Source organism: Vescimonas coprocola (assembly GCF_018408575.1).
In the GTDB taxonomy this organism is placed as follows: domain Bacteria; phylum Bacillota; class Clostridia; order Oscillospirales; family Oscillospiraceae; genus Vescimonas; species Vescimonas coprocola.
In genome coordinates, this window is the sequence record NZ_AP023418.1 from 688,456 (window position 1) to 701,125 (window position 12,670).

Annotated in this window: 9 protein-coding genes; all 9 read left to right on the plus strand. The window is 62.8% G+C overall.

Annotated features, from left to right (window positions below):
- The first annotated feature begins 32 nt into the window (after positions 1-32).
- The 9 genes from KJS28_RS03420 to leuS all read left to right on the plus strand — a co-directional run bounded on the left by KJS28_RS03420 (position 33) and on the right by leuS (position 12,429).
- On the plus strand, positions 33-1,790 hold the full coding sequence (locus KJS28_RS03420; RefSeq protein ID WP_213541743.1) for a M3 family oligoendopeptidase: 1,758 nt from the start codon (positions 33-35) through the stop codon (positions 1,788-1,790).
- 195 nt (positions 1,791-1,985) lie between these two features.
- Complete coding sequence (gene smc / locus KJS28_RS03425) at positions 1,986-5,558, plus strand: chromosome segregation protein SMC (protein ID WP_213541744.1); 3,573 nt, start codon at positions 1,986-1,988, stop codon at positions 5,556-5,558.
- A gap of 34 nt (positions 5,559-5,592) precedes the next feature.
- On the plus strand, positions 5,593-6,462 hold the full coding sequence (gene ftsY / locus KJS28_RS03430; protein ID WP_213541745.1) for a signal recognition particle-docking protein FtsY: 870 nt from the start codon (positions 5,593-5,595) through the stop codon (positions 6,460-6,462).
- 12 nt (positions 6,463-6,474) lie between these two features.
- Complete coding sequence (gene rph, locus KJS28_RS03435) at positions 6,475-7,197, plus strand: ribonuclease PH (RefSeq protein WP_021859429.1); 723 nt, start codon at positions 6,475-6,477, stop codon at positions 7,195-7,197.
- Positions 7,197-7,787, plus strand: a complete 591-nt coding sequence (gene rdgB, locus KJS28_RS03440) for an RdgB/HAM1 family non-canonical purine NTP pyrophosphatase (RefSeq protein WP_213541746.1) — start codon at positions 7,197-7,199, stop codon at positions 7,785-7,787. The genes rph and rdgB overlap by 1 nt, the downstream gene beginning before the upstream one ends.
- A 1-nt stretch (position 7,788) precedes the next feature.
- On the plus strand, positions 7,789-8,109 hold the full coding sequence (yhbY, locus tag KJS28_RS03445; protein WP_213541747.1) for a ribosome assembly RNA-binding protein YhbY: 321 nt from the start codon (positions 7,789-7,791) through the stop codon (positions 8,107-8,109).
- A gap of 1 nt (position 8,110) precedes the next feature.
- Positions 8,111-9,298 carry a nicotinate-nucleotide adenylyltransferase gene (gene nadD / locus KJS28_RS03450; RefSeq protein WP_213541748.1) on the plus strand — a complete coding sequence of 396 codons (1,188 nt, stop codon included), beginning with the start codon at positions 8,111-8,113 and terminating at the stop codon, positions 9,296-9,298.
- On the plus strand, positions 9,295-9,663 hold the full coding sequence (rsfS, locus tag KJS28_RS03455; protein WP_021859433.1) for a ribosome silencing factor: 369 nt from the start codon (positions 9,295-9,297) through the stop codon (positions 9,661-9,663). Before nadD ends, rsfS begins: the two co-directional genes overlap by 4 nt.
- Before the next feature lie 339 nt (positions 9,664-10,002).
- Entirely contained in the window at positions 10,003-12,429 is a 2,427-nt protein-coding gene (gene leuS / locus KJS28_RS03460) for a leucine--tRNA ligase (protein ID WP_213541749.1), read from the plus strand.
- Positions 12,430-12,670 lie beyond the last annotated feature (241 nt).

Consider the following 12,670-nt stretch of genomic DNA (forward strand, 5'->3'; position numbering starts at 1 on the left):
AGCCGCCTATCTGAAAAGCAGGAGGAACGAACATGAACGAGGTATGGGATCTGAGTATCCTTTACAAGGATTTTGACGACCCGGCGTTTACCGGGGATATGAAGGCACTGGACGAGGCCATTGCGGCGGTGAACACGCTGGCCGGTGAGGCGGCGGGCATGGAGCACAGTCAGCTGGTGCATCGCTTCCTGCAGGTGCAGGAGCGGGTGGAGGAGCTGGCCAACAAGCTCTTCATCTTCTGCAGCCTTCGGTGCAGCGCCAACACCGCCGATACCAAGGCCAACAGTCTGGGCGACCAGCTCAGCGCCAAGCTCAGCGGCTGCGCCGCCGCCAACGCATCCCTGCGCCGGACGGTGGCGGAGCTGGAGGATCTGGATGCCATCATGGACGCCGACCCGGCGCTGGAGCCCTATCGCTTCCTGCTGGAGTCCATCCGCCGGGACAGCAAGTACCTGCTCACCGACCGGGAGGAGGAGCTGTTCGCCCGGATGAACATCTCCGGTGCTTCGGCGTGGGAGAGCCTGCGGGATAACCTCACCAGCAGCGTGAAGGTGGAGTACGACGGCGGCATCACCAACCTGTCCGCCATCCGCAATCTGGCCTACGATCCCGATCCTGCCGTCCGCAAGAGCGCCTATGAGGCGGAGCTGGCGTGCTATGACAAGATCAAGGACTCCGTGGCCTATGCCCTCAACAGCATCAAGCTGCAGGTCATCAACGAGTGCCAGGTCCGGGGCTATGCCTCCCCGCTGAACAAGGCCCTGTATCAGAGCCGCATGAAGCCGGAGACGCTGGATGCCCTGCTGGGGGCCATGGATGAGTATCTGCCCAAGTTCTGGCAGTATCTGCGGGCCAAGGGCAAGGCGCTGGGCCATGAGAACGGCCTGCCTTGGTACGAGCTGTTCGCCCCCATGGGCAAGAGCGACAAGAAGTACACCACACAGGATGCCAAGGACTATCTGCTGAACATCTTCGGCGGCTTCGACAGCCAGCTTCACGACATGGTGGAGCGTGCCTTCGACGAGGCGTGGATCGACTTCTATCCCCGCAACGGCAAGGTGGGCGGAGCCTTTGACTGCGGTGTCCCCAGCGCCAGGCAGAGCCGGGTGCTCACCAACTTCGACGGCGCCTTCGGCGATATTGTGACGCTGGCCCATGAGCTGGGCCATGCCTTCCACGATCAGCAGGTGTTCTCCCACCCGCTGGTGTGCCAGGAGTACACCATGCCCGTGGCAGAGACGGCCTCCACCTTCAACGAGGTGCTCACCGTCAGCGCCGCCATCGATGCCGCCGAGAGCGATGACGAGAAGCTGGCCCTGATCGAGAGCCAGCTGTCCGACGCCTGCCAGATCATCTGCGACATCTACTCCCGGTATCTGTTCGAGTCCGCCGTGTTTGCCGCCCGGCCGGAGGAGTTCCTGGACCCCGACCGCCTGTGCCAGATGATGCTGGAGGCCCAGAAGAAGGCCTACGGCGACGGGCTGGATCAGACCTGCCTGCACCCGTATATGTGGCTGTGCAAGGGCCACTATTACAGCGGCGGCCTGAGCTTCTACAACTTCCCCTATGCCTTCGGCGGCCTGTTTGCCCGTGGCCTGTATGCCAAGTATCAGCAGGAGGGCAAGGACTTCGTGCCGCTGTATAAGAAGATGCTCCACGCCACCTCCGTCACCTGCGTGGAGGATACCGCCAAGATCGCCGGCATCGACCTGACGGATAAGGCCTTCTGGCGGCAGGGACTCCAGTCTCTGGCTGATGAGATCGATCTGTTCTGCCAGCTGGTGAAGTAAACCGTATTCCCCGAGCATACCCCCCTGTCCGCCGCAAGGCGGTCAGGGGGGTTGTCTTTTGGAAGGAGATGGCACCACCATCGCCGCTTTGATGGGCTTTTCCCGGTTCGTCAGCGGATTTTGCTTGAAACAGGGGGGATAGCCTGCTATAATAAATTAGTTATTATATGCAAACATGAAAGAGGTGAGCGACTCGTGTACCTTCGGGCTTTGGAAATCCAGGGCTTCAAGAGTTTCCCTGATAAGACGGTGCTGAACTTCGGTGAGGACATCACGGCCATCGTGGGGCCAAACGGCTCCGGCAAGTCCAATATCTCCGACGCCATCCGCTGGGTCATGGGCGAGCAGAACAGCCGCCAGCTGCGGGGAGCCAAGATGGAGGACGTGATCTTCGGCGGCACGGAGAAGCGCAGCCAGATGGGCTTTGCACAGGTGACGCTGGTCATCGACAACACGGAGCACATCTTCCCCGGCCGGGACGAGGCGGAGGTGGCAGTCACTCGCCGCTACTACCGCAGCGGGGAGTCGGAATATTACATCAACCGCCAGTCCGTGCGTCTCAAGGATGTCAACGAGCTGTTTATGGACACCGGCATGGGCAGGGAGGGCTACTCCATCATCGGACAGGGCAAGATCGACGAGATCCTGTCCGTCAAAAGCGGCGAGCGCCGTGAGGTGTTCGAGGAGGCGGCGGGCATCAGCAAGTACCGCCACCGCAAGGAGGAGTCGGAGCGCAAGCTCCAGCGGACGGAGGAGAATCTGGTCCGCATCAACGACAAGATCGCTGAGCTGGAGCTGCAGGTGGAGCCCCTGCGGAAGCAGGCGGAGACAGCGAAGAAGTATCTGGTGCTGCGGGACGAGCTGCGGGTGCTGGAGATCAGCGTGTGGCTGGAAAATCTTCAGGCCCTGAAGGTCAAGGCCCGGAAGCTGGAGGCGGATCACCAGTCCGCCTGTCAGGATAAGCAGCGGGCGCAGACGGCGCTGGATGAGGTGTATGCCGCCGCAGAGACCTGCGTGGAGCAGGTGCAGCAGAACGATATGCAGGCCGAGGCCCTCCGGGGCCGGATGTCCGGACTGGAGACGGCTGCCGGGGAGGAGGACGCCGCCATCGCCGTGCTGCAGACGGGGGTGGATCATAATCAGGAGTCCATGACCCGGCTGGAGCGGGAGATGGCCGACAGCAGCAGCCGCACGGAGGATCTGCAGGGGCAGATGGATGCCCTCACCCGGCGCACGGAGGAGATCGACCGCCGGACGCAGGAGCTGACCGGCGAACTGGAGGGCTGGATGCAGCAGCTGCAGTCCATGACTCAGCGTGCCGGCAGCGCCGTCCGTGAGGCGGAGGTCCTGCGGGCCAGAGAGACGCTGGCCACGGCGGCTGCCGCCGATGGAAGGGCGCAGCTGTCAGGACTGGAGGCCCAGTCTCAGGCGGCCCGCACCCGACTGGAGGAGGTGGGCCGTGAGCTGGAGCAGCTGCAGGAGCGCCGCCAAACCGAGGAGAGCGCAGCAGCGGAGAACCGTAAGGCGCTGGAGGAGGCCCGTGAGGAGGCCGCAGCGGCGGAGAACGTCATTCAGGGCCACGGCCTGAAAATGGGCGGGCGACAGCGCCGGGCGCAGGAAAGCGCCCAGCAGCGGGAGCAGCTGAGCCGTCAGGCGGCGGCCATGGAGGATCGCATCCGCCTGCTGACGGAGATGGAGAAGGAGTACGAGGGCTTTTCCCGTGCGGTGAAGCTGGTGATGCAGGCGGCGGACAAGGGCGGCCTGCGGGGCGTACACGGCCCGGTGGCCAGCCTCATGACCACGCAGGAGCAATACACCGTGGCCATCGAGATCGCCTTGGGCGGCGCCCTGCAAAATATCGTGGTGGACACGCAGAACGATGCCAAGTCCGCCATCGGCTACCTGAAGCAGCGGGACGGCGGACGAGCCACCTTCCTGCCTCTGGACGCTGTCCGGGGGGAGAAGCTGCGGGAGAGCCGCATCGAGGAGGAGTACGGCTTCGTGGGCGTTGCCTCGGAGCTGGTGCAGTATGAAAAGCGCTACGACGGCGTGTTCCAGAACCTGCTGGGGCGCACGGTGGTGGTGGAGGATCTGGACTGCGGCGTCACCATGGCCCGGCGGTACCAGAACCGCTTCCGCATCGTGACGCTGGACGGGCAGGTCATCAACCGGGGCGGCTCCATGACCGGCGGCAGCGTCAGCCGCAGCGCCGGTGTACTGTCCCGTGCCAACGAGCTGCAGCGGCTGGCAGGTCAGCTGGAGCAGCTGCGTGGGCAGCTGGCGGATGCCGACCGCCGGGCGCAGGAGACGGGCCGTGAGCTGCAAAAGGCCCAGTATGAGCTGGATGTGGCCAAGGAGCAGCAGCGGGCGGCAGCCCAACAGGTGCTGACACTGGAGGGCCGGCAGGAGCACCATGAGATCCTGCTGGAGAATCTGCGTCTGTCTCAGGACGGCCTGCAGCAGGAGCGGGAGACTTTGACCCGGCGCCTACAGGAGCAGGAGACGCAGATGCAGGCGGTGCGTCAGGAGATCGCCGCCCACGAGGGCGAGGCGGAGCGCCTGTCCCGTCAGGCGGAGGAGAGCCGGGCTGGGCAGAGCGACCTACAGACCCGGACAGATGAGATCTCCGGCCAGATCACCGAGCATAAGACGGCGCTGGCGGCGCTGGCGGCGGAGCGGGGGACCTCGCTCCACAGCCGCCGGGAGCTGGAGCGTTTGCAGGTCCAGATGCATACCGACCGGGCCGGGCGGGAGGCGCTGCTGGAGCGGTTCCGTCGGTCCAATGAGGAAGCCGGCCAGGAGATGGATATCCATCGGCAGAAGGCGGAAGAGCTGCGGGCCGGATGCCGCCAGCTGAAGGAGCAGCTGGCATCGCTGGCGGCGGAGAAGCTGGAGCTGGAGCGCCGCCGCACCCAGCAGAATCAGGAGATGCAGCGCTGCAACGAGGAGGTCCTCCACACGGAGCGTGAGGTGGCCCGGCTGGAGCAGCAGAAAAACGCCGCCGCCATGGAGGAGAAGAACATTCTGGATAAGCTGTGGGAGCGGTATGAGCTGAGCCACTCCGAAGCCCAGAGCCAACGCATGGAGCTGGAGAGTATCCCCAAGGCCACCCGCCGCATCGGGGAGCTGAACCGGGAGATCAAGAGCCTCGGCACTCCCAACATCGGGGCCATCGAGGAGTTCGACCGGGTGAATACCCGCTATACCTACCTCTCCGAGCAGCGGACGGACGTGGAGAAGGCCAAGGAGGAGCTGACAGGGGTCATCGACGAGATCACCCGCCAGATGACGGAGATCTTCGCCCAGCAGTTCCGGCTGCTCAACGAGAGCTTTCAGGAGACATTTCTGGAGCTGTTCGGCGGCGGCAAGGCCCGGCTGGAGCTGGAGGACGAGAACGACATTCTGGGCTGCGGCATCGAGATCAAGGTCCAGCCCCCCGGCAAGCAGCTGAAAACCATCACGCTGCTGTCCGGCGGTGAAAAGGCCTTCGTGGCCATTGCCCTGTACTTTGCCATCATGAAGGTACATCCCACGCCCTTCTGTGTCATGGACGAAATCGAGGCGGCACTGGACGAGGCCAACGTGGTGCGCTACGCCCGGTATATGCGCCGCATCGCCGGTAAGACCCAGTTCATCGTCATCACCCACCGCCGTGGCACTATGGAGGAGGCCGACGTGCTGTACGGCGTCACCATGCAGGAGCGTGGCGTCAGCCGCATCCTTACCATCAACCTCAATGATATGGCCAAGGAGCTGAAGATCAAATAACCGGGCGGCAGCCCGATGCAAGGAGGAAGCAGCCATGGGACTGTTTGCAAAATTCAAGGAGGCGTGGCTCAAGCCCATGTCCTTCGACTCCCTCAACGAGGGATTCTACGACGATCTGGAGGAGGCTCTGATCCTGGCGGACGTGGGCATGGATACGGCGGTGGACGCCGTGGCCCAGCTGAAAAAGCGGGCCTATGCCAAGCTGCTGACCCACGAGGAGGACGTGAAAAACGCCCTGCGGGACATTCTGACGGAAAAGCTGTCGGTGGGCGATCCCGCGCTGGACCTCTCTACCCGGCCCAGCGTGGCCCTCATCATCGGAGTCAACGGCGTGGGTAAGACCACGTCCATCGGCAAGCTGGCCCACCGGCTGAAGAATGAGGGCAAGAAGGTGCTGCTGTGCGCCGGAGATACCTTCCGTGCCGCCGCCGCCGATCAGCTGGAGATCTGGGCGGAGCGGGCCGGTGTGGACATCGTGCGCCAGAACGAAGGAGCCGACCCCGGTGCCGTGCTGTTTGACTCGCTGGCGGCGGCCAAGGCCCGGAATACGGACGTGGTGCTGTGCGACACGGCAGGCCGCCTGCACAACAAGGATAACCTGATGAAGGAGCTGGCGAAGCTCCGCAAGATCATCGACCGGGAGGCCCCCAACGCCGCCAAGGAGACGCTGCTGGTGTTGGACGCCACCACCGGCCAGAATGGCCTCATTCAGGCCCGGCAGTTCAAAGAGACGGCGGGTCTGACGGGCATCATCCTCACCAAGCTGGACGGCACCGCCAAGGGTGGCATCGTCATTGCCATCGCACAGGAGCTGCAGGTGCCGGTGAAGTTCGTGGGCCTTGGCGAGGGCATCGATGACCTGCGCCCCTTTGACGCAAGGGAATTCGTCAACGATCTTATCTGAGGAGGAAGGCATATGACCCGTGCAGATGGACGAAAATATAATGAGCTGCGCCCGGTGGAGATCACCACGGGCTTCATCAAATTCGCTGAGGGCAGTGTGCTGATCCGCTGCGGCGACACGGTGGTGCTCTGTAACGCCAGCGTGGAGGAGCGGGTGCCGCCCCATGTGGCCCCCGGCTGCGGCTGGGTGACGGCGGAGTACTCCATGCTGCCCCGTGCCAATCGCCAGCGCTCCCGCCGGGACATCGACAAGCTGAAGCTCTCCGGCCGCAGCGCCGAGATCCAGCGCCTTATCGGCCGCAGCCTCCGTGCGGCGGTAGACCGCCGCCTGCTGGGCGAGCGCACCATCACCGTGGACTGCGACGTGCTGCAGGGCGACGGCGGCACCCGTACCGCCTCCGTTACCGGCGGCTTCATCGCTCTGGCACTGGCCTGCCGCAAGCTGGTGGAGGAGGGGGTGCTGCCCCGGACGCCGGTGAAGCACTTCGTGGCGGGCATCTCCGCCGGCATCATCGACGATGCACCCATGCTGGACCTGCCGTACAGTGAGGACAGTCGGGCCATGGTGGACCTGAACTGCGTCATGAATGAGCTGGGGGAGATCATCGAGCTTCAGGGTACCGGTGAAGGCCGGGCTTTTACGGCCGCAGAGCAGCAGGAGCTGGTGGAGCTGTGCGCCAAGGGCTGCCGGGAGCTGATCCGGAAGGAAAAGGATATTCTGGGGGAGGTACTGTGATGAAATTCGTATTGGCTTCTCATAATCAGGGCAAGCTGGCGGAGATGCAGCGCATTTTGGGCCAGCTGGGGGTGGAGGTAGTACTCCAGTCCGAATTGGGGCTGGCGCTGGAGCCGGAGGAAACCGGCACCACCTTCACGGAAAACGCCCGCATCAAGGCCGAGGCCGTCATGCAGGCCAGCGGACTGCCCGCCATTGCCGACGACTCCGGCCTGTGCGTGGACGCCCTCAACGGCGCCCCCGGTGTGTACTCCGCCCGCTATGGCGGCTTGGATGACGATGTGGCCCGCTATCGGCTGCTGCTGGAGAATCTCCGGGGAGCCGGGACCCGTGCCGCCCACTTCCATACGTCGGTGGTGTGCTGCTTCCCCAACGGGGACGTGCTGGAGGCCGAGGGCGACTGCCACGGCACCATCGCCTATGCCCCGCAGGGGGAGAACGGCTTCGGCTACGACCCGGTGTTCTTCGTGCCGGAGCTGAGAAAGACCTTCGCCCAGCTGACGCCGGAGGAGAAGAACGCCATCAGCCACCGGGGCGTGGCCCTGCGGGCCTTTGGGGAAAAACTGAAAGAATATATGGAGAATCACTGATATGGAACTGACAAGCAAGCAGCGAGCCCAGCTGCGGGGGATGGCGTCCACGCTGGATACCATCGTCCATGTGGGCAAAGACGGCATCGGGGAGAACCTCATCAAGCAGGTCAATGATGCCCTGGAGGCACGGGAACTCATTAAGGGCCGGGTGCTGGAGAACTCCATGCTCACCGCCCGTGAGGCAGCGGAGGAGTTGAAGGTAGCCGCCCGGTGCGAGGTGGTGCAGGTCATCGGCAGCAAATTCGTCCTCTATCGGATGCAGCATGACAAGGTCAAGCGGAAGATCGAGCTGGTCAAGGACCGGAAGAAGAGCGTGTGATATGAAGATCGGTATTTACGGCGGGACCTTTGACCCCATTCACCGGGGCCATATCACGGCGGCACAGGCAGCGGCGCAGCAGTTGGGGCTGGACCTTCTGCTGCTGATCCCCGCCAGCATCCCGCCTCATAAGGCACTGCCGGAGGGCGGCGCCGATGCCGCCCAGCGTCTGGAGATGGCCACGCTGGCCACGGCGGAGCTGTCCTGCCCTGCACAGGTGCTGGACGTGGAGGTGAAGCGGCGGGGGAAGAGCTACACGGCGGATACCCTCCGCACCCTGCGCCGGCAGTACCCGGAGGATGAGCTGTGGCTGCTGATGGGAACGGATATGTTCCTGTCCTTGCAGGACTGGCGTGAGCCGCAGGAGATCCTGCGCCTTGCCCGTGTGGCGGCCTTCAGCCGCACCGGGGACCCGGAGCAGCAGCGCTTTGCCCGGCAGAGGGCATATCTGGAGGAGACCTTCGGGGCGCAGGTGACGGTGGTGGAGAACCCCCATGTGGTGGATATCTCCTCCACCCGTCTGCGGCAGCTGCTGCCGGAGGGCAGGGAGTATCTGCCGGAGGCGGTGTACGGCTACATCCTGCGCCAGCGGCTCTACGGCACCCATGCGGAGCTGAAGCACCTGACGCCGGAGGAGCTGCGGCCCATCGCCCTGAGCTTCTTAAAGCCCAAGCGGATGCCCCATGTGCTGGGAACAGAGCAGGAGGCCATCCGGCTGGCCCGGCGCTACGGGGCCGACGAGACGGATGCCCGCATCGCCGCCCTCCTCCACGACTGCACCAAGAAGCTGGATATGGAGCAGCAGCTGGCCCTGTGCCGCAGGTACGATATTCGGCTGGACGAGCTGGAGCAGCACGCCCTGAAGCTGCTGCACGCCAAGACCGGCGCCGCTGTGGCCCGTGACATCTTCGGCGTGAAGGACGCCGTTTACAAGGCCATCCGCTGGCACACCACCGGCAAGCCGGATATGACCCTGCTGGAAAAGGTCATCTATCTGGCGGACTACATCGAGCCCAATCGGGACTTTCCGGGGGTGGAGAGACTGCGCCGTGCGGTATACGACGATCTGGACAAGGGCCTCCTGATGGGCCTGTCCGACACCATCGACGAGATGGAGCGCATGGGCAATCCCGTGCATCATGATACGCTGGAAGCGAGAGATTTTCTGTTAAGAGGTGAAGCAAAATGAAAAATGCCAAGGAGCTGGCGCTGTTGGCAGCCCGTGCGCTGTCGGATAAAAAGGGAAAGGAAATTCAGGTGCTGGAGATCGGGGAGCTGACCACGCTGGCGGACTACTTTGTCATCGCCACCGGCTCCTCCAACACCCAGATCAACGCACTGGTGGACAACGTGGAGAAGGTCCTGCTGGAGGAGGCGGAGGAGGATCCCCTGCACCGGGAGGGCTACCGTGGCGGCACGTGGGTGCTGCTGGACTACGGTTGCATCGCTGTCCACGTCTTTAACGCCGAGGCCCGTGAGTTCTACGGGCTGGAGCGCCTGTGGCGTGACGGTACGCCGGTGGATCTGACGGGCGTGGTGGACGCCAAGGAATAAAACAATTCCCGGCTAAACGCTTGACAAATCCATCGAAGAATATTATCATAAAAGGGTATTGTCAAAAGCAATGAAGGGAAAAAGGCAAGGCAGACCTGCCCCCAAGAGAGCCGACGTATGGTGTGAGTCGGCGGAGGTGCCTTGCTGTACTGGCCCCGGAGCCTCCTGCCTGAACAGGGCGGGACGTATGGCCTGCGTTAAAGCCGCCTGAGCGTGAGGGGGGAGAACCTCATCACGGAAGCAGGGTGGTACAGCGAGTTGCTTCGCCCCTGACCGCAGCAGCGGTCGGGGGCTTTTGTTTTGTCAGGAAAAGACTGTAACATAAAAGGAGAAAACGACATGAAGTACGATTTTGCTGCCATCGAGAAAAAGTGGCAGAAGCGGTGGGAGGAGACCAAGCCCTACGCCGCCGTCACCGGGGACAAGCGCCCCAAGTTCTACGGCCTCATCGAGTTCCCCTACCCCTCCGGTCAGGGACTGCACGTGGGCCATCCCCGGCCCTTCACGGCCATGGACATCGTCACTCGCAAAAAGCGTATGGAGGGCTACAACGTCCTGTACCCCATCGGCTTCGATGCCTTCGGCCTGCCCACGGAGAACTATGCCATCAAGAACCATATCCACCCCGCCATCGTCACCAAGCAGAACATCGCCAACTTCACCAGCCAGCTGAAAATGCTGGGCTACGGTTTCGATTGGGACCGCTGCATCGACACCACCGACCCCAGCTACTACAAGTGGACCCAGTGGATCTTCCAGCAGATGTTCAAGCGTGGCCTTGCCTATAAGACCACTATGCCCGTCAACTGGTGTACCAGCTGCAAGTGCGTGCTGGCCAACGAGGAAGTGGTCAACGGCGTCTGCGAGCGCTGCGGCAGCGAGGTCATCCGTAAGGAGAAGAGCCAGTGGATGCTGAAGATCACCGCCTACGCCCAGCGCCTGCTGGACGATCTGGAGGATGTGGACTACATCGAACGTGTCAAGATCCAGCAGCGCAACTGGATCGGCCGTTCCACCGGCGCCGAGATCACCTTCCAGACCAACATCGGTGACGAGGTCACCGTCTATACCACCCGTGCCGATACCCTGTTCGGCACCTCCTATATGGTCATCTCCCCGGAGCATCCCCTGCTGAAGAACTGGCAGCCCCACATCAAGAACTGGGATGCCGTGGCCGCCTATCAGGAGGAGGCTGCCCGCAAGTCCGACTTCGAGCGTGGTGAACTGAACAAGGAAAAGACTGGCGTCCGGCTGGAGGGCATCGAGGCCATCAATCCCGTCACCCACAAGCCGCTGCCTCTGTTCGTCTCCGACTACGTCCTCATGGGCTACGGCACCGGCGTGGTCATGGGTGTCCCCGGCCACGATCAGCGTGACTGGGAGTTTGCCAAGAAGTTCGGCCTGCCCATCATCGAGGTGGTGCAGGGCGGCGACGTCACCAAGGAGGCCTTCGTGGCCAAGGATGACACCGCCATCATGGTCAACTCCGGCTTCCTCAACGGTATGACCGTCAAGGAGGCCATCCCCGCCATGAAGAAGTACGTGGTGGAGCAGGGCTTCGGCAAGGAGAAGGTGAACTTCAAGCTCCGTGACTGGGTGTTCTCCCGCCAGCGCTATTGGGGCGAGCCCATCCCTCTGGTGAACTGCGAAAAGTGCGGCTGGGTGCCGGTGCCGGAGGAGCAGCTGCCTGTGGTGCTGCCGCAGGTGGAGAGCTACGAGCCCACCGATGACGGCGAAAGCCCCCTCAGCAAGATGACCGATTGGGTCAACACTACCTGCCCCTGCTGCGGCGGCCCCGCCAAGCGGGAGACGGACACCATGCCCCAGTGGGCCGGCTCCAGCTGGTACTTCCTGCGCTATATGGACCCCCACAACGACAAGGCGCTGGCCAGCAAGGAGGCGCTGGATTATTGGAGCCCCGTGGACTGGTACAACGGCGGCATGGAGCATACCACTCTGCACCTGCTGTACTCCCGCTTCTGGCATAAGTTCCTCTATGACATCGGTGTGGTCCCCACCAAGGAACCCTACGCCAAGCGCACCAGCCACGGCATGATCCTTGGCGAGGGCGGCGAGAAGATGTCCAAGTCCCGCGGCAACGTGGTCAATCCCAACGATATCGTGGCCCAGTACGGCGCCGACACCATGCGTCTGCACATCATGTTCATTGGTGACTTCGAGAAGGCCGTCACATGGTCCAACGAGGCCGTCAAGGGCTCCAAGCGCTTCCTGGATCGCTGCTGGAACCTCATGGAGTTGGCGCAGGACAGCGATGAGATCTCCGGGAAGAACGCCTCCATCATCCACAAGACCATCAAGAAGGTCACCACCGACATCGACGACCTGAAGATGAACACCGCTATTGCCGCCCTCATGGCCATGGTCAACGAGTTCTACTCCTCCGGCCTGACCCGTGGCGACCTGCAGCAGCTGATGCTGATGCTCTCTCCCTTCGCCCCCCACATGGTGGAGGAGATGTGGGAGCTCACCGGCTACGCCGCCAAGACCGGCAAGATGGCCATGCAGATGCCTTGGCCCACTTGGGACGAGTCCAAGACCGTGGACTCCCACGTGGAGATGGCCGTGCAAATCAACGGCAAGCTCAAGGGTACCGTTACCGTGGCTATGGACAGCGACGAGGAGACGGTGAAGGCCGCCGCTCTGGCGCTGGATAAGGTTCAGAAGGCCGCCGACGGCATGACGGTCGTTAAGACCATTCTGGTGAAGAATAAGCTCATCAACCTCATCGTCAAGCCCGCCAAGTAAAAACGCAGAAGCGCCGCCTCCCGCAAAGGGGACGGCGCTTATTCTGCCCAAAAACCCCTTTTTCCCCGGAGAATGTGGTATTTTATGTAATGCTGCATAAGCACACTGCAAATATTTGCGTCAAATCGATGAAAATTGGCGTTCCCTCTTGCAATTTGCCGTAAGGAGTGCTAACATGCGTGTATAGACAGTGTGACGAAGGAACACTCCCTGTGCAAGCGCTCCATCGGTCACGCACAAG